General features: G+C 71.1%; 16 protein-coding genes. 7 read left to right on the plus strand and 9 right to left on the minus strand.

The features are described 5' to 3' along the window. Positions 1-102: 102 nt before the first annotated feature. The 4 genes from ACZ6I3_RS28500 to ACZ6I3_RS28515 are packed head-to-tail and all read left to right on the plus strand — an operon-like array spanning position 103 to position 4,624. Positions 103-1,140 (plus strand): thiamine ABC transporter substrate-binding protein, encoded by a 1,038-nt coding sequence (locus ACZ6I3_RS28500; RefSeq protein ID WP_469418464.1) that lies wholly within the window; start codon positions 103-105, stop codon positions 1,138-1,140. After that, positions 1,116-2,783: an ABC transporter permease gene (locus ACZ6I3_RS28505; RefSeq protein ID WP_469418443.1), complete on the plus strand. Its 1,668-nt coding sequence runs from the start codon at positions 1,116-1,118 to the stop codon at positions 2,781-2,783. The genes ACZ6I3_RS28500 and ACZ6I3_RS28505 overlap by 25 nt, the downstream gene beginning before the upstream one ends. Next, on the plus strand, positions 2,783-3,802 hold the full coding sequence (locus ACZ6I3_RS28510; RefSeq protein WP_469418444.1) for an ABC transporter ATP-binding protein: 1,020 nt from the start codon (positions 2,783-2,785) through the stop codon (positions 3,800-3,802). The genes ACZ6I3_RS28505 and ACZ6I3_RS28510 overlap by 1 nt, the downstream gene beginning before the upstream one ends. A 24-nt stretch (positions 3,803-3,826) precedes the next feature. After that, positions 3,827-4,624, plus strand: a complete 798-nt coding sequence (locus ACZ6I3_RS28515) for a maleylpyruvate isomerase family mycothiol-dependent enzyme (protein WP_469418445.1) — start codon at positions 3,827-3,829, stop codon at positions 4,622-4,624. A 59-nt stretch (positions 4,625-4,683) separates the two neighbouring features. Here ACZ6I3_RS28515 and ACZ6I3_RS28520 read toward each other — a convergent pair whose 3' ends face one another. The 7 genes from ACZ6I3_RS28520 to ACZ6I3_RS28550 all read right to left on the minus strand — a co-directional run bounded on the left by ACZ6I3_RS28520 (position 4,684) and on the right by ACZ6I3_RS28550 (position 11,456). Then, positions 4,684-5,382 carry an LAETG motif-containing sortase-dependent surface protein gene (locus ACZ6I3_RS28520; RefSeq protein WP_469418447.1) on the minus strand — a complete coding sequence of 233 codons (699 nt, stop codon included), beginning with the start codon at positions 5,380-5,382 and terminating at the stop codon, positions 4,684-4,686. Positions 5,383-5,529: 147 nt separating this feature from the next. Next, positions 5,530-6,651, minus strand: coding sequence for an LOG family protein (locus ACZ6I3_RS28525; RefSeq protein ID WP_469418448.1), 1,122 nt, complete (start codon positions 6,649-6,651; stop codon positions 5,530-5,532). Positions 6,652-6,675: 24 nt separating this feature from the next. Then, positions 6,676-7,083, minus strand: coding sequence for a VOC family protein (locus ACZ6I3_RS28530; RefSeq protein ID WP_391102756.1), 408 nt, complete (start codon positions 7,081-7,083; stop codon positions 6,676-6,678). 99 nt (positions 7,084-7,182) lie between these two features. Then, complete coding sequence (locus ACZ6I3_RS28535) at positions 7,183-8,598, minus strand: hypothetical protein (RefSeq protein ID WP_469418449.1); 1,416 nt, start codon at positions 8,596-8,598, stop codon at positions 7,183-7,185. Continuing rightward, complete coding sequence (locus ACZ6I3_RS28540) at positions 8,580-9,329, minus strand: ABC transporter ATP-binding protein (RefSeq protein ID WP_215118268.1); 750 nt, start codon at positions 9,327-9,329, stop codon at positions 8,580-8,582. The genes ACZ6I3_RS28535 and ACZ6I3_RS28540 overlap by 19 nt, the downstream gene beginning before the upstream one ends. A 206-nt stretch (positions 9,330-9,535) precedes the next feature. Next, positions 9,536-10,903, minus strand: a complete 1,368-nt coding sequence (locus ACZ6I3_RS28545; protein ID WP_469418465.1) for an aspartate aminotransferase family protein — start codon at positions 10,901-10,903, stop codon at positions 9,536-9,538. Between the two features lie 13 nt (positions 10,904-10,916). Further along, positions 10,917-11,456, minus strand: a complete 540-nt coding sequence (locus ACZ6I3_RS28550) for an Lrp/AsnC family transcriptional regulator (protein ID WP_469418450.1) — start codon at positions 11,454-11,456, stop codon at positions 10,917-10,919. 164 nt (positions 11,457-11,620) lie between these two features. Here ACZ6I3_RS28550 and ACZ6I3_RS28555 point away from each other — a divergent pair, with 164 nt between their 5' ends. The 3 genes from ACZ6I3_RS28555 to ACZ6I3_RS28565 all read left to right on the plus strand — a co-directional run bounded on the left by ACZ6I3_RS28555 (position 11,621) and on the right by ACZ6I3_RS28565 (position 14,816). Further along, positions 11,621-13,060, plus strand: a complete 1,440-nt coding sequence (locus ACZ6I3_RS28555; protein WP_469418452.1) for a gamma-aminobutyraldehyde dehydrogenase — start codon at positions 11,621-11,623, stop codon at positions 13,058-13,060. A 100-nt stretch (positions 13,061-13,160) separates the two neighbouring features. Further along, a complete protein-coding gene (locus tag ACZ6I3_RS28560; protein ID WP_208877376.1) occupies positions 13,161-14,348 on the plus strand; it encodes an extracellular solute-binding protein in 1,188 nt (395 codons plus the stop codon). 69 nt (positions 14,349-14,417) lie between these two features. After that, positions 14,418-14,816: a hypothetical protein gene (locus ACZ6I3_RS28565; RefSeq protein WP_208877378.1), complete on the plus strand. Its 399-nt coding sequence runs from the start codon at positions 14,418-14,420 to the stop codon at positions 14,814-14,816. Between the two features lie 46 nt (positions 14,817-14,862). On the opposite strand, the gene ACZ6I3_RS28570 is transcribed toward ACZ6I3_RS28565, so the two are convergent. Together ACZ6I3_RS28570 and ACZ6I3_RS28575 are read right to left on the minus strand one after the other, a co-directional pair. Then, the gene (locus ACZ6I3_RS28570) at positions 14,863-15,750 is read right to left on the minus strand and encodes a carbohydrate ABC transporter permease (RefSeq protein WP_391048652.1); all 888 of its coding nucleotides are present in this window, start codon (positions 15,748-15,750) and stop codon (positions 14,863-14,865) included. Then, on the minus strand, positions 15,747-16,590 hold an 844-nt coding region (locus tag ACZ6I3_RS28575; RefSeq protein ID WP_469418454.1), incomplete at its 5' end, for a carbohydrate ABC transporter permease. The genes ACZ6I3_RS28570 and ACZ6I3_RS28575, both read right to left, overlap by 4 nt.

Below are 16,590 nucleotides of genomic sequence, written 5' to 3' on the forward strand. Positions count from 1 at the left end.
CCCTGAGTTCCCGGGCGGGGCCGCGTCTTCTCCTGGTCATCCAGGAGGAATCCAGTGAGCAACAAGAGCAAGCGGCTGACGGCCGTGGTCGTCGGGCTCGGCATGGTCGGCACGCTCGCCGCGTGCGGGTCGTCCGGTGACGGCCAGGGGTCCGGCGACTCCAAGACCGTGACCCTCGTCAGCCATGACTCGTGGGCCGCGTCCAAGGGCGTCATCGCCGCCTTCGAGAAGCAGTCCGGCTACAAGGTCGACGTCCTGGAGGACGGTGACGCCGGGCAGGCCGTGAACAAGGCGATCCTGACCAAGGACAATCCGCAGGGCGACGTCTTCTTCGGCGTCGACAACACGCTGCTCTCACGGGCCCTCGACAACGGGCTGTTCCAGCCGTACGAGGCGAAGGGCTCCGAGCAGATCAAGGCCGAGTACCGCGCCGACCAGGGCAAGCACCGGGTCACGCCCGTCGACACCGGCGACATCTGCGTGAACTACGACAAGAAGTACTTCGCCGATCACAAGCTGGAACCGCCGCGGAGCTTCGACGATCTCGTCAAGCCGCAGTACAGGAACCTGCTCGTGACCGAGAACGCCTCCGCCTCCTCGCCCGGCCTGGGCTTCCTGCTCGGAACCGCCGCGAAGTACGGCGACGACGGCTGGCAGGGCTACTGGAAGAAGCTCAAGGCCAACGGCGTGAAGGTCGTCGACGGCTGGGAGCAGGCCTACAACGAGGAGTTCTCCGGCTCGGCCGGCGGCAAGAAGGCCAAGGGCGAGAGGCCGCTCGTCGTGTCGTACGCCTCCTCGCCGCCCGCCGAGGTCATCTTCGCCGATCCGAAGCCGGACACGGCACCGACCGGGGTCGCCGAGGGCACCTGCTTCCGGCAGGTCGAGTACGCCGGGCTGCTGAGCAACGCGAAGAACACCAAGGGCGGCAAGGCCTTCCTCGACTTCCTGCTCACCAAGAAGTTCCAGGAGGACATGCCGCTCAACATGTTCGTGTACCCGGTGCGCGAGGGCGCCCAGGTGCCGCCGGAGTTCGTGGAGTTCGGGCCGCAGGCGAAGGACCCCGAGACCCTCGACCCGGCGAAGATCGCCGAGAACCGTGATCAGTGGGTCAAGTCGTGGACCTCACTCGTACTCAAGTAGGCGGCCGGCAGCGGGGCGCGGCGGCGCGGTTCGGGCTCATCGCCCTGCCCGTCGCGTTCTTCGCGGCGTTCTTCGCCTACCCCGTCGCCGCGATCGTCGCGCGCGGGCTGAAGGTCGACGGGGTCTGGCGGTTCGGGCGGATCGGGGAGGTGCTGGCGCAGTCCGATGTCCGGCACGTCCTGTGGTTCACCACCTGGCAGGCGCTCGTCTCCACCGCGCTCACCCTGCTGATCGCGCTCCCCGGCGCGTACGTCTTCGCGCGCTTCGACTTCCGGGGCAAGCAGGTGCTGCGGGCGGCCGTCACCGTCCCGTTCGTGCTGCCCACGGTCGTCGTCGGTACGGCGTTCCTGGCGCTGGTCGGGCGGGGCGGGCTGCTCGACGAGCTGTGGGGCGTACGGCTGGACACCACCGTGTGGGCGATCCTGCTCGCGCACGTCTTCTTCAACTACGCGGTCGTCGTACGGACCGTCGGCGGGCTCTGGGCGCAGCTCGACCCGCGGCAGGAGGAGGCCGCGCGGATGCTCGGGGCGTCCCCCTGGAAGGCCTGGCGGCAGGTCACGCTGCCGGCGCTCGGTCCGGCGGTGGCCGCCGCCGCGCTCATGGTCTTTCTCTTCACCTTCACCTCCTTCGGTGTCGTCCAGATCCTCGGCGGGCCCACCTTCTCGACCCTGGAAGTGGAGATCTACCGGCAGACGTCGGAGATCTTCGACCTGTCCACGGCGGCCGTCCTGACGCTGATCCAGTTCGTGGCCGTGGGCGCGATCCTCGCCCTGCACGCCTGGACCGTACGGAGGCGGGAGACCGCGCTGCGGCTGGTGGACGCGTCGGTGACCGCGCGCCGGCCGCGCGGCGCCGGGCAGTGGGCGCTGCTCGGCGGGGTGCTCGTGACTGTCGTCGTACTGCTTCTGCTGCCGCTCGCCGTGCTCGTGCAGCGGTCCCTGGACGCGCCCGGCTTCGGCTACTACCGCGCGCTGACCAGGGCGGACGGCGGGATCTTCCTGGTGGCGCCGATCGAGGCGATCGGCAACTCGCTGGAGTACGCCCTCGCCGCCACCGTCATCGCCGTGGTGATCGGTGGTCTCGCCGCCGTCGCGCTCACCCGCCGGGACGCCGGGCGGTTCGTGCGCGGTTTCGACGCGTTGCTGATGCTGCCGCTCGGGGTGTCCGCGGTGACCGTCGGCTTCGGGTTCCTGATCGCCCTCGACGAGCCGCCGCTGGATCTGAGGTCCTCGTGGATCCTGGTGCCGCTCGCGCAGGCGCTGGTCGGGGTGCCGTTCGTCGTGCGGACCATGCTGCCCGTGCTGCGGGCGGTGGACGCGCGGCTGCGGGAGGCGGCCTCGGTGCTGGGGGCCTCGCCCTGGCGGGTGTGGCGGGAGGTGGACCTGCCGATGGTGCGGCGGGCGCTGCTGATCGCGGCCGGGTTCGCCTTCGCGGTGTCGCTCGGGGAGTTCGGCGCGACGGTGTTCATCGCGCGGCCCGACAACCCGACGCTGCCGGTGGCCGTGGCGCGGCTGCTGGGTCGGCCCGGGGACCTCAACTACGGCCAGGCGATGGCCCTTTCGACGATTCTGATGGTGGTGTGCGCTGTGGCACTGCTGGTGCTGGAGAGGCTGCGGACCGCCGACCGGACAGGGGAGTTCTGATGCTGCTGGCGCTGGAGGGCGCGACGGTCCGTTTCGGCGGGCGGCCCGTGCTGGACGCCGTCGATCTGGAGGTCGCCGAGCACGAGATCGTGTGTGTGCTCGGGCCCAGCGGCAGCGGCAAGTCGACCCTGCTGCGGGCCGTGGCCGGGCTGCAGCCGCTCGACTCGGGGCGGGTGTCGCTCGACGGGCGCGACCAGGCGGGCGTGCCCGCGCACCGGCGCGGGGTCGGGCTGATGTTCCAGGACCACCAGCTGTTCCCGCAGCGGGACGTGGGCGGCAACGTCGCCTTCGGGCTGCGGATGCACGGGGTGTCGAAGCGGCAACAGGCCGAGCACGTACAGGAGTTGCTGGACCTCGTCGGCCTGCCGGGCGCGGGGCGCCGGGCCGTCGCCGCGCTGTCCGGCGGGGAGCAGCAGCGGGTGGCGCTGGCCCGGGCCCTGGCGCCGAGCCCCAGGCTGCTGATGCTGGACGAGCCGCTGGGCCAGCTCGACCGGTCGCTGAGGGAGCGGCTGGTCGTTGAACTGCGCGAGCTGTTCGGCCGGTTGGGCACGACCGTGCTGGCCGTGACGCACGACCAGGGGGAGGCCTTCGCGCTGGCCGACCGGGTCGTGGTGATGCGGGACGGGCGGATCGCCCAGTCCGGTACGCCGCTCGAGGTGTGGCAGCGGCCGGCCGACGCGTTCGTGGCCCGCTTCCTCGGCTTCGAGAACGTCGTCGAGGCGACGGTGGGCGCGGAGGCCGCGGACACGCCGTGGGGCAAGGTGCCGGTGCCGGAGGGCGCCCCGCAGGGCACGCGGACCCTCCTTGCGAGGCCCGCCGGCGTACGCCTCGTGCCCGTCGGCGAGGGGCTGCGCTGCACGGTGACCGCCCGCACCTTCAAGGGCACCCATGTCGCCGTCCACCTCCAGCCGGAGGACGCCCCGCGTCTGGAGGCGGCGTGCGCGCTGCGGGCGGCGCCGGAGGTCGGGGACGAGGTCGGAGTGGAGTTCGACGCGGCGGAAATCGCCGTGCTCGACTGATCGTCGCCCGCCTATGGTTCGGGCATGACACTCCTCGCGCACGACCGCTACTGCGACGAAATCGCCCACCAGGTCGGCCTGTTGAGGTCGGTGGTGAGTTCCGGGGCCGAGTTGTCCACCACGGTGCCGACCTGCCCGGACTGGTCGCTGGAGGAGCTGGTCCGGCATACGGGCGGCGCCCTGCGCTGGGTGGAGCTCATGGTGCGGACCCGGGCCCGGGAGGAGGTGCCCGAGGAGGAGGTGCCGGGCGGCGAAGGGCCCGAGATCCGGGGCGACGCCGCCGCGCTGGACGCGTGGCTGGGGGAGGCGGGCGAGCGGGTCGTCGCCGCGCTGCGGGAGGCCGGGCCGGACGCGAAGGTGTGGGGCTGGGCGGGGATCCACAACGCCGGGTTCTGGGCCCGCCGGATGGCGCACGAGGTCACCGTGCACCGCGCGGACGCCACACTCGCCGCCGGGCTGCCCTACGAGGTCGCGTCCGACATCGCCGCCGACGCGATCGACGAGTGGCTGCAGATCGTGGAGTACGCGCAGACGGACCCGAACGACGAGGCGGCGAGGGAACTGCGCGGCCCGGGCCGCAGTATCCACCTGCACGCCACCGACACCGGGTCGGAGGTGAACGCCGAGTGGCTGATCGCGCTCACCGAGGACGGTGTCACCTGGCGCCGGGGCCACGAGAGGGCCACGGTCGCCCTGCGCGGGCCGCTCACCTCCGTCCTGCTGGCGTTCTACCGGCGGCTGCCGCTGGACGCTCCGGAGCTGGAGGTGCTGGGAGAGCGCGAGTTGCTCGAGTTCTGGCTGGAGCGGGCGACGTTCGGGTGAGACACAGTGACCCGCCCCGTGGATCACGGGACGGGCCACTTCACGGTGTTGCGCGGGCGTCAGCTGTCGCTGCTCGCCCCACGGCGGCGCATGCCGAAGAACACCGCGCCACCACCGACGACGACCAGGGCCGCCGCGATGCCGGCGATGACGCCGGTGTTGGAGTTGGCGCCGGTCTCGGCGAGGTTGGAGTCACCGGCCGGGCCGGGCGCGTTGCCCGCCGGCGTGGTGCTCTGGCTCTCGGACGGCGTCGGAGCCGGGGTGTCGGTCTCCTCGGCCGGCTTCGAGGGGGAGGCCGACGGGGCCGACGGGGTCGGCGTGGCCGGGGGAGTCGAAGCCGGGGGCTCCTCCTCCTTCTTGCAGGCCGTGGCCGGGGTGACGAGGTTCGGCTTGATGTCCTCGTCGACGTACGGAGCGGCCTTCACGTGGATGCGGTACTCCGCGTTCGGCTTCCAGTCCTCGGCGAAGGTGATGGTGGTGCCTTCGCGCGAGCCCTTGACCTCCTGCTCGCCGACCTTCTTGGCGTCGGCGCCGTTGTTCTGCAGGTATACGGTGACCGTCGCCTTGATGCCGGCGGGGTCCACGTCGGTGACGGTGATGACGCCCTTGTCGCCGTCACACTTCGCCTCGGCGGAGAACTCGTTGATGTTGCAGGCGAGCGCGTTGCCGGCGGTACCGAGCGCGAGCGCGGCCGAGGCGGCCACGACACCGAGGACGCGCACGGCACGTGCGCGGGGGGATACGGACAGAACTGCCACGTTTGTCCTTTACAGGATGCGTTAGAGCGGGGGGATGAGGCGGTGCTGACTGAACATCAGCACTACCTGGAGACTCACAGGTTTATAAGCGCCGCATAAGTAGTGTCAACGCATATGCAGCTTGCAAGCACTTGCTTTGCCTGCTTATTAACCGCCCAGGCGTTTCAACGCCTCCGGAGCCTCCTCGATCCGCTCGACCAGCGCGATCCGCGCCTCCATCGAACGCCCCTTGGCCAGCGACTGGAGCAGCGGCCACGTCGGCAGCTTCTCCGTCCAGTGCGCGCGGTTCACGAGCACCATGGGCGTCGGCTCGCCGCGCGACTCATAGTAGTTCGGCGTCGCGTTGTCGAAGATCTCCTGGACAGTGCCGGCGGCGCCCGGCAGGAACACCACCCCCGCGGTCGACCGGGCCAGCAGGCCGTCCTCGCGGGTGGCGTTGGCGAAGTACTTGGCGATGTGCGAGGCGAACGCGTTCGGCGGCTCGTGGCCGTAGAACCAGGTCGGGATGCCGACGGAGCGGCCGCCCTGCGGCCAGCGACCGCGTATCTCGAAGGCCGCCGAGGCCCACTGGGTGATCGACGGTGTGAAGCGCGGGGCCTTGCCGAGCGACTTCAGCGACTCGGTGAGCATCTCGTCGTCGAACGGGGCCGCGTACGCGCCGAGGTTGGCCGCCTCCATCGCGCCCGGGCCGCCGCCGGTGGCGACCGTGAGACCGGCGCGGGCCAGTTCGCGGCCGAGCCGCGCCGCCCCCGCGTACTCCTCGGTGCCCCGGGCCATCGCGTGGCCGCCCATCACGCCCACGACCCGGGCGCCGGACAGGAGTTCGTCGAGCGCGTCCGAGACGGAGTCGTCGTGGACCGCGCGCAGCATGGACGCGTAGATGTCCTTGTCGGCCTTCGTGCGCTGGAACCAGGCGTAGGCGCGGGCGTCGGGCGTGGCCTCGTAGCCGTCCGGCAGCGACGCGAAGAGCTCGTCCGGCGAGTAGACCAGGCCGCGGTACGGATCGAAGGGCAGATCCGGGACGGGCGGGAAGACCAGGGCGCCGTCGCCGCGTATCTTGGCGGCCGCGTCCTCGCGCATCGCGCAGCCGAGGAAGACCGCGCCCGCCGTGTCCGTGGTGAGCAGTTCGCGCGTACGGTCCGTCAGGTCGACGGCCTGGACGCGGTGACCGGCGAGTGTGCCGCGCGCCGCGACGGTCGCGTCGAACTCCTCGAGCGTCTCTATCTCACGGTCGTCATGGTGGGCCGCATGGGCGGGCATCGTCTGCACCCGCCCATGCTGGCACAGCGGGTCTCAGCCCTGGACGGCCGCCGGGTCCATCCACACGACCTCGAAGGTGTGGCCGTCCGGGTCGTCGAAGGCGCGGCCGTACATGAAGCCGTGGTCCTGGGTCTCGCCGGAGACGGAGCCGCCGGCCGCGACCGCCTTCTCCACGAGCTCGTCGACCTTCTCGCGGCTCTCCGAGCTCAGCGCGATCAGCACCTCGCTGCTCTTCCTGGAGTCCGCGATCTCCTTCTTGGTGAACTGGGAGTACTTCTCCTTGGTGTGCACCATCACGACGATGGTCTCGCTGATCACGACGGAGGCCGTGGTGTCGTCGCTGAACTGCTCGTTGATCGTGAAGCCCAGCTCCGTGAAGAACTTCTTCGACGCTCCGAGGTCGCCGGTGCACAGGTTCACGAAGATCATCTGCTGGTACATGCGAAGTCTCTCCCAACGGGCTCTGTGTCGTTACGCGGGGATAGACCGGAGGTCCGCGCGGAACTCATCGCGGTCCGGAGATTTTTCTCGTACGGGTTCTCAGCGCGCCAGCGGCAGCGCCGCCAGCTCCGCGACCGTCAGGGTGAGCGGGGCGAACAGGGCGAGCAGCGCGCCCGCGCGCAGGGCCGCGGCGCTGCGCAGCATGGTCGCGGGGGCACCCAGCCGCAGCAGCGCGGAGGTGGTGTCGGCGCGGGCTTGCCGGGCCTCGACGGCGGCTGTCAGGAGCGTCGCCACCGTGCAGCCGGTCACGAGGAGCACGCCGAGGAGGGTGAGCGGGCCGAGCGACAGTCCGTCCGGGGCGTGCAGCAGCACCATCGCGTACGTGGCCGACAGGACCGCGCAGACCACGCCCAGCGGGCGGCCGATGCGGGTGGCCTCCGTCATCATGATGCGGCCCGCCAGCAGCCGCAGGGCGCCGGGGCGGGCCGACTGGAGCAGCCGGCCGCACAGGTGGGTCAGGCCGGGACCGGCCAGGGCCAGGCCGACGGCGGCCAGCGTCCAGCCCGCCATCACGCCGGGGGAGGCGCCGGAGAAGGTGAGGTCGGGCGCCTTGGGGGCGGTACGGCTCGCGTAGGTCTCCACGGCGAGTCCCGCGGCCAGGACGGTGATGCCCCAGGGGAGGCCGGAGGGGGCGGCGGTGGGGGCGGCGTCGGCGATGACGGCGTCCGGCGGCAACGCCGCGAAGGCCAGGGCGTCGGTCTGTGCCGTGGCGTGCTGGGGGGAGGGCGGAGCGGGGTCCTCGATCGTGCTCACCGCGCTCACCGCGATTGCGCTGTCCGTGACGGCCGCCGGCGGGGGCGCGCTCTGCCGCCCGGCGGGAGCGTCCCCGGGCCGGATGATCTGCCGGCCGAAACGGCCGTACGCCCCGAAGGTGTCGGGCGTGCTCGTGCGCCGGTACGCGCCGAAGCGGCCGTACACCACCCTGGCCGCCGCGGCCGCCCGCTGCTCCCGGGGCCGCAGCGTCAGCACCACCGCGAGCGACGCGCCCGCGGGCACGAGCGCCAGCAGCGTCAGCGCGCCCGGCAGCGGCAGTGGCCGGCCCGCGGCGAGGGCCTCGGCCGCCGCGCCGTCGAACGGCATACCCGTCAGGTCGCCCCGCAGGTGCAGGAAGAGCAGCAGGGCCAGCATCGAGCCCAGGGTGCAGGACAGGGCCGTCGTCGTCGCCGAGACGGCCATCAGGCGCAGCGGGCCGAGGCCGATCGCCGAGAGGCCGGTGCGGGGCTTGGTGCCGGGGTCGGTGCGGGCCACCGCGAGGGCGAAGTACACCGTGGCGGCGAGGGGCGCCGCGCACCAGGCCAGGCGCAGCGCGGCGGCTCCGGGGGAGCCGGGGTGGCCCAGCGCGTAGCCGAGGGCGCACAGCAGCAGGAAACCCGTGCCCGCCGAGGCCGCCGCGACCAGGAGGCGGCGCAGTTGGACGGCGGGGTGGGCGGCGCGGGTCAGACGGAGAGCGAGCACGCCGCCCGGCCTTCCGGCTCGGTGGTCTCCGCGACCGGCGGCAGGTGCACGGTCCGCACGCGCCGCCCGTCGAGCAGGAAGACCGTGCGGTCGGCGAGGGCCGCGGTGTCCGGGTCGTGGGTGGCCAGGACGACGGTGATGCCGTGCGAGCGGGCCGCCGTGGTGAGGGTGCGCAGCGCGTGGGCGCGGTCGGCGCGGTGCAGGGGCGCCGTCGGCTCGTCGGCGAACAGGACCGAGGGCGCCGGGGCGAGGGCACGGGCGATGCACACCCGCTGGCGCTCGGCCTGCTTCAGCTGGTGCGGGCGCTTGCGGGCGCCGTCGCCGATGTCCAGGCGCTCCAGCCACTCCAGGGCCGCCCGCTTGGCGCGACGCCGGCTGGTGCCGCGCAGCATCAGCGGCAGGGCGGCGTTCTCCCAGGCGTTGAGCTCCGGGACCAGCGAGGGGACCGGGTCGATCCAGCCGAAACGGTCGCGGCGCAGCCGCTCGCGGGTGAGGGCGCCCATGGTGTGCACGGGCACGCTGTTGAACCAGACCTCGCCGCGCCGGACGGGCTCCAGGCCGGACAGGCACCGCAGCAGGGTCGTCTTGCCGCTGCCGCGCGGGCCGCTGACGGCGAGGATCTCGCTCTCCCGGACGCCGAGGGAGACACCGCAGAGCGCGGGCGAGCCGTCGTGGTGCTGGAAGTGCAGGGCGCGTGCCCAGAGCACGTCGTTGTCCGGCGGGGCCTCCATGCGCGTACACCTCGGTTCAGATCCGTAGTTCCCGTGCCATCCCCCGTGCGGGGGAACGAAGGCGGGGCCGATCAGTCACTGGGCACGCTAGGCAGAAGGCGGCGGGACGCCGGACAGCACGCGGCCCCGGGCCGCCGTTTCTCACTCGAACGGGCGGCACCGGGGCTGGCGTTGATCGTCCGGTCAGACGATCGGAGCGATGGCGCTCAGAGCTTCGTCCAGGCCTCCGAGAGGGTGGCCCGGAGGATCTGCTCGATCTCGTCGAACGTCGACTGGTCGGAGATCAGCGGCGGGGCGAGCTGGACGACCGGGTCGCCGCGGTCGTCGGCGCGGCAGTACAGGCCGTTGTCGTACAGCGCCTTGGAGAGGAAGCCGTACAGGACGCGCTCCGTCTCCTCGTCGTCGAAGGACTCCTTGGTGTTCTTGTCCTTGACCAGCTCGATGCCGTAGAAGAAGCCGTTGCCGCGGACGTCGCCGACGATCGGCAGGTCGTGGAGCTTCTCCAGGGTGGAGCGGAACGCGCCCTCGTTGTCGAGGACGTGCTGGGGGAGGTTCTCGCGCTCGAACAGGTCGAGGTTGGCGAGGCCCACGGCCGCGGAGACGGGGTGGCCGCCGAAGGTGTAGCCGTGCAGGAAGGTGTTGTCGCCCTTGTAGAACGGCTCGGCCAGGCGGTCGGAGATGATGCACGCGCCGATCGGGGAGTAGCCCGAGGTCATGCCCTTGGCGCAGGTGATCATGTCCGGGACGTAGTCGAACTTGTCGCAGGCGAAGATCGTGCCGAGGCGGCCGAAGGCGCAGATGACCTCGTCGGACACGAGCAGTACGTCGTGCCGGTCGCAGATCTCGCGGACGCGCTGGAAGTAGCCGGGCGGGGGCGGGAAGCAGCCGCCCGCGTTCTGCACCGGCTCCAGGAAGACCGCGGCGACCGTGTCCGCGCCCTCGAAGAGGATCTGCTGCTCGATCTGGTCGGCGGCCCAGCGGCCGAAGGCCTCCGGGTCGTCGCCGAAGAGCGGGGCGCGGTAGATGTTGGTGTTCGGGACCTTGTGCGCGCCCGGGACCAGCGGCTCGAACGGGGCCTTCAGGCCCGGCAGGCCGGTGATGGACAGGGCGCCCTGCGGGGTGCCGTGGTAGGCGACAGCGCGGGAGATGACCTTGTGCTTGGTGGGCTTGCCGACCAGCTTGAAGTACTGCTTGGCGAGCTTCCAGGCGGTCTCGACGGCCTCGCCGCCGCCGGTCGTGAAGAAGACCTTGTTCAGGTCGCCCGGGGCATGGTGCGCGAGGCGCTCGGCCAGCTCGACGGCCTTGGGGTGGGCGTAGGACCACACCGGGAAGAACGCCAGCTCCTGCGCCTGCTTGAAGGCGGTCTCGGCGAGCTCGACACGGCCGTGCCCGGCCTGCACCACGAACAGTCCGGCGAGACCGTCCAGGTAGCGCTTGCCCTGGTCGTCGTAGATGTAGGTGCCCTCGCCACGGACGATGGTGGGTACGGGGGCCTTCTCGTACGACGACATGCGCGTGAAGTGCATCCACAGGTGGTCGTACGCGGACTGGGAGAGGTCCTTGCTCACGGCTATCGGGTCCTCACGGTTATCGGGTTCCCCACATGTAGGTCTGCTTCTTGAGCTTGAGGTAGACGAAGCTCTCCGTCGACCGCACGCCGGGCACCGCCCGGATGCGCCTGTTGATGACCTCCAGCAGGTGGTCGTCGTCCTCGCAGACGATCTCCACCATCAGGTCGAAGGAGCCCGCGGTCATCACCACGTACTCGCACTCGGACATGGCCGACAGCGCGTCCGCGACCGACTCCACGTCGCCCTCGACGTTGACGCCGACCATCGCCTGTCTGCGGAAGCCCACGGTGAGCGGGTCCGTGACGGCGACGATCTGCATCACGCCCTGGTCGAGCAGCTTCTGGACGCGCTGGCGCACGGCCGCCTCGGAGAGGCCGACGGCCTTGCCGATGGCGGCGTACGGCCGGCGGCCGTCCTCCTGGAGCTGTTCGATGATGGCGAGGGAGACGGCGTCCAGCTGGGGCGAGCTGCCGTTCCTGGACTCGCGGGAGGACTCGCGGAGTTCCCGCGACCCCTTCTGGTCTGCGCTTCGACTGGCCACGAGGTCACTGTGCACGAGGTCTCGTCACTTCCGCAAGGCATGAGCGATGAAATCCGTTGTTTCAGTCGCCGTAGCCTGCGGATTCCGTATGAATGAAGGGAGTGGGGGTGTTGAAAACGTGGCCCGGGCGACTAGGGTGGGTGTCTCAAGTACTGGACATCCGAACTGGAGGGCCGGCAGTGAGCACCGAGCTTCGTCGTCTGCGTAACTACATCGGCGGTGAGTTCCGGGACGCCGCCGACGGACGGACCACCGAGGTGGTCAATCCCGCGACGGGTGAGGCGTACGCGACCGCTCCGCTGTCCGGGCAGGCGGACGTGGACGCCGCGATGGCGGCGGCCGCCGAGGCCTTTCCCGGCTGGCGCGACACCACGCCCGCCGAGCGTCAGAAGGCCCTGCTGAAGATCGCGGACGCCTTCGAGGAGCGTGCCGAGGAGCTGATCGCGGCCGAGGTGGAGAACACGGGCAAGCCCGTCGGGCTGACCCGCTCCGAGGAGATCCCGCCGATGGTCGACCAGATCCGCTTCTTCGCGGGCGCGGCGCGGATGCTGGAGGGCCGCTCGGCCGGCGAGTACATGGAGGGCCTGACCTCCATCGTCCGCCGTGAGCCGGTCGGTGTCTGCGCGCAGGTCGCGCCGTGGAACTACCCGATGATGATGGCCGTGTGGAAGTTCGCCCCGGCGCTCGCGGCGGGCAACACCGTCGTCCTGAAGCCGTCGGACACCACCCCGGCCTCGACGGCCCTCATGGCCGAGATCATCGGCTCGATCGTCCCCAAGGGCGTCTTCAACGTCATCTGCGGCGACCGCGACACCGGCCGCCTCATGGTCGAGCACGACACCCCGGCGATGGCCTCCATCACCGGCTCGGTGCGGGCCGGCATCCAGGTCGCCGAGTCCGCCTCCAAGGACGTCAAGCGCGTCCACCTGGAGCTGGGCGGCAAGGCGCCCGTCGTGGTCTTCGAGGACACCGACATCGCCAAGGCCGTCGAGGACATCTCGGTCGCGGGCTACTTCAACGCGGGCCAGGACTGTACGGCCGCCACGCGCGTGCTCGTCCACGAGTCCATCCACGACGAGTTCGTCTCCGCGCTGGCGAAGGCCGCCGCCGAGACGAAGACCGGGCAGCCGGACGACGAGGACGTGCTGTTCGGCCCGCTCAACAACCCCAACCAGCTCAAGCAGGTAGAGGGCTTCATCGACCGGCTGCCCGCGCACGCGCGCGTGGAGGCCGGCGGCAAGCGCGTCGGCGACAAGGGCTACTTCTACGCGCCGACCGTCGTCTCGGGCCTGAAGCAGGACGACGAGATCATCCAGAACGAGGTCTTCGGCCCGGTCATCACCGTCCAGTCCTTCTCCGACGAGGAGCAGGCCGTGACGTGGGCCAACGACGTCGAGTACGCGCTGGCCTCCTCCGTGTGGACCAAGGACCACGGCCGCGCGATGCGCATGTCCAAGAGGCTCGACTTCGGCTGCGTGTGGATCAACACCCACATCCCCCTGGTCGCCGAGATGCCGCACGGCGGCTTCAAGAAGTCCGGCTACGGCAAGGACCTCTCGTCGTACGGCTTCGACGACTACACGCGGATCAAGCACGTGATGACGTCGCTGGACGGCTGACAGGCCCCCGATCGGTGATCGACAGGGTGTCCGGTGGGCTCCGGCCCACTGGACGCAGCGTCGATTGATCACTCGAACGGCGGAACGGCATGCTTTCGGGGTGTCCCAGACTTCCACGCCCCTGCCGTCCCGCCGTTCTCTCCTGCGTGCCCTCGGCGGCACCGCCGCGCTCGGTGCCCTGGCCGGGTGCGGCGTGCCCGCCGCCTATGTGGCGCCCGGTGACCGGGCCGTGCCCGACGAGTCCGCGGTCGACAAGAGGCTGACCTGGGCGAACTGGCCGCTCTACATCGACACCGACGACGACCACCCCGATCGGCGGCCCACGCTGCGGGCGTTCGAGCGGCGCACCGGGATCTCCGTGGACTACGTCGAGGAGATCAACGACAACGACGAGTTCTTCGGCAAGATCAGCCCCGCGCTGATGAACCACCAGTCCACCGGCCGCGACCTGATCGTCATCAGCGACTGGATGTGCGCCCGGTACGTCCGGCTGGGCTGGGTGCAGGAGATGGACCGCGCCCACCAGCCCAACGTGGCCGAGCACCTCGACCCGCTGCTCCGCTCGCCCGCCTTCGACAAGGGCCGCCGCTTCACCGTGCCGTGGCAGTCCGGCATCACCGGCATCGCCTACAACCACCGCAAGCTCGGCCGGGAGATACGCGCCGTCTCCGACCTCTGGGCGAAGGACCTCAAGGGCCGGGTGACCCTGCTCTCCGGTCTGGACGAGGCGTACGCGCTGCTCATGCAGGGCAACGGCGTGGACATCACCCGGTGGACCGCGGACGACTTCCACCGGATGTGCGAGCAGGTGGAGCGGCAGGTCCACCGGGGCCAGATCCGCCGGTTCACCGGCAACGACTACACCAAGGACCTGGTCAGCGGGGACGTGCTGGCCTGCCAGGCGTACTCCGGCGACGTCATCCAGCTCCAGGCGGACAACCCCGACATCCGCTTCGTCGTCCCCGAGGAGGGCGCCGAGCTGTGGTCGGACTCCCTGATGATCCCCGACCGGGCCCGGCACAAGGCCAACGCCGAGCGGCTGATCGACTACTACTACGAACCCGAGGTCGCCGCGCGGCTCGCCACGTGGGTCACCTACGTCTGCCCGGTGCCGGCCGCCCGCGACGTCCTGGCCGACGCCAAGGACAAGGACACCGCCGCCCTCGCCGACAACCCCCTGGTCTTCCCGGACTCCGGCATGCGCGGGCGCCTCGCCGTCGCCCGGGACATCCGCGCCGCGGAACGGACGGAATTCGCCCAGCGGTGGAACGGCATCGTGGGCCTCTAGGCACACGGGCAGCCCGGTCGCGATCATGGGGGTCGTACCGGTACGGCGGGGCGGAGAGGGGCCGAGGGCATGACGACATGGGGGCTCGTCCTGGAGACGACCATGGGGGCCGGCGAGGGCAAGCGCACGGAGGCGCGCGTGCTGGCGCACATCTCCGGAACGCGCGCGGAGGCGCTCGCCGAGCTGGAACGGCGGGCCCGGGGCTACGCGCCCGAGCACCCGAGGAGCCCCCGGCGCCGCCGGCTCTTCCGGGACGGCGACGGGTTCCTCCTCGTCGTGGAGGGAGCGTTGCAGTCGTTCGCCACCCGGTTCACCGTGGCGGAGCTGCTGGAGGATTCCGCCGCGGGATCCGCGCAGGCGCCGAGCGGGGCCGCCGGCGCACCGGACGGGGCGGGGGAGCAGGGCGAGCGGTACGCGGACGGGGTGCCCGTCAGGCCGGCGTGGCTGGGCCGCGACGATCTGCCGTGAGCCGTCCGCCGGCGGTGTGCCTGCGGTGTGCCTGCGGTGTGCCGCCTCACTTGAGGCCGCTGAGCATGACCCCGCGGATGTAGTGCTTCTGCAGCAGCAGGAAGAGGATCAGCACCGGCAGGACGCTCAGGACCAGGCCGGCCATGACGATCGGCATCGTGCGGGTCGGGTCGACGTGGTCCTGGAGCAGCTGGATGCCCACGGGCAGGGTCATCACGTCCGGGTTGGCGGTCGAGACGAGCAGCGCCCAGATGTACTCGTTCCAGGCGTCGACGAAGGTCAGCAGCCCGAGCGTCACCACGACCGGCTTGGTCTGCGGTACGACGATCCGCCACCACACGGCGAACTCCCCGGCCCCGTCGATGCGCGCGGCCTCCAGCACCTCGTCCGGGATCGCGACCATGAACTGGCGCATCAGGAAGATGCCGAAGCCGTTGACGAGGAAGGGCATGGCGAGCGCCGCGATGCTGACGGTCAGGCCCGCGCCGCCGCGCCCCCACAGATCGTTGCCGCCCGCCAGCGGCCAGTGCACCAGGATCAGGAAGCGCGGGATGAAGAACAGGAACGGCGGGAACATCATCGTGGCCAGGACCAGACGGAAGACCAGGTCCCGGCCGGGGAAGCGCAGTTTGGCGAGCGCGTAGCCGGCCAGCGACGACGTGAGCAGCACCGAGCCGGTGATCACGGCGGTGGCGACGACGCTGTTGCGGAAGAGCACCGGAAGGTCCAACTGGTCGACCGCCGCCCGGTAGTTGGACAGGCCGAACGCCTCCGGCAGGAACCGGTACGGCAGGGTGCCGGCCTCACCGGGACCCTTGAAGGACGTCATCACCATGTCGAGGAACGGCACCACCGTGAGCACGGCGCCGGTCACCACCACCAGGTACGACAGCCACGGGAAACGCCGCCCGCGCCCGCTCCCCACCCCGCTCACGCGTCCTCCCCCTTGTGCCGGAAGACCCACAACTGGGCCAGGGTGACCGCCAGGACGACCGCGAACAGCACGAAGGCGGCGGCGCTCGCGGTGCCCCAGTCGCCGTAGCTGAAGGCCTGCCGGTACATCTCCAGCGCGGCGACGTCGGTCGCGTTCCCCGGCCCGCCCTTGGTCATCACGATGATCAGTGCGAACGACTGCAGGCCGATGAGGAACTGGGTGACGCACACGAACAGCAGCGACGGCCGCAGCAGCGGCAGGGTGATCCGCCGGAAGACGGTGACGGGCCCGGCGCCGTCGAGCGCGGCGGCCTCGTAGTACGTGCAGGGAATGGACTTCAGCCCGGCGGTCAGGACGAGGATCGCCGTGCCCAGCGAGGCCCAGGCCTGGACGACCACGACCGCCGGCAGCGCGGTGTCCGGGTCCTGGAGAAAGGCCACCGAACCGAGCCCGAGAGCGTTGAGGACGCCGTTGACCAGGCCGCCCGGCTCGTACATGTACTTCCACACGTTGCCGACGGCGACGACGGTCGTGACGATCGGCAGGAAGTACAGAGTGCGCCACAGCCCCTGGAAGCGCAGCCTGTCGATGCAGGTGGCGACGAGCACGGAGCCGGCGAGCGCGAGTGCCACGGTGCCCAGGGCGAACAGCAGCGTGTTGGTCAGGACCGGCGTCAGGAACGTCGCCCCGTCCGCGAAGAGCGCGGCGAAGTTGTCCGGGCCGACGGGATCGATGTCGCCGAGGTCGAAGCCGGACCAGCGGGACAGCGACAGCAGCAGCGCGAAACCGAGCGGCAGGACCAGGAAGACCGCGAAGAACAGCAGGGTCGGCCCCAGGAAC

It is taken from the genome of Streptomyces sp. NPDC041940 (genome assembly GCF_055589465.1).

What these genes read in the sequence shown, in the direction of transcription:
- ACZ6I3_RS28510 (WP_469418444.1), top strand. Translation starts at nt 2,783, where the DNA reads ATGCTGCTGGCGCTGGAGGGCGCGACGGTCCGTTTCGGCGGGCGGCCC.
- ACZ6I3_RS28530 (WP_391102756.1), bottom strand. Translation starts at nt 7,083, where the DNA reads ATGTACCAGCAGATGATCTTCGTGAACCTGTGCACCGGCGACCTCGGA.
- ACZ6I3_RS28540 (WP_215118268.1), bottom strand. Translation starts at nt 9,329, where the DNA reads ATGGAGGCCCCGCCGGACAACGACGTGCTCTGGGCACGCGCCCTGCAC.
- ACZ6I3_RS28565 (WP_208877378.1), top strand. Translation starts at nt 14,418, where the DNA reads ATGACGACATGGGGGCTCGTCCTGGAGACGACCATGGGGGCCGGCGAG.
- ACZ6I3_RS28500 (WP_469418464.1), top strand. Translation starts at nt 103, where the DNA reads ATGGTCGGCACGCTCGCCGCGTGCGGGTCGTCCGGTGACGGCCAGGGG.
- ACZ6I3_RS28515 (WP_469418445.1), top strand. Translation starts at nt 3,827, where the DNA reads ATGACACTCCTCGCGCACGACCGCTACTGCGACGAAATCGCCCACCAG.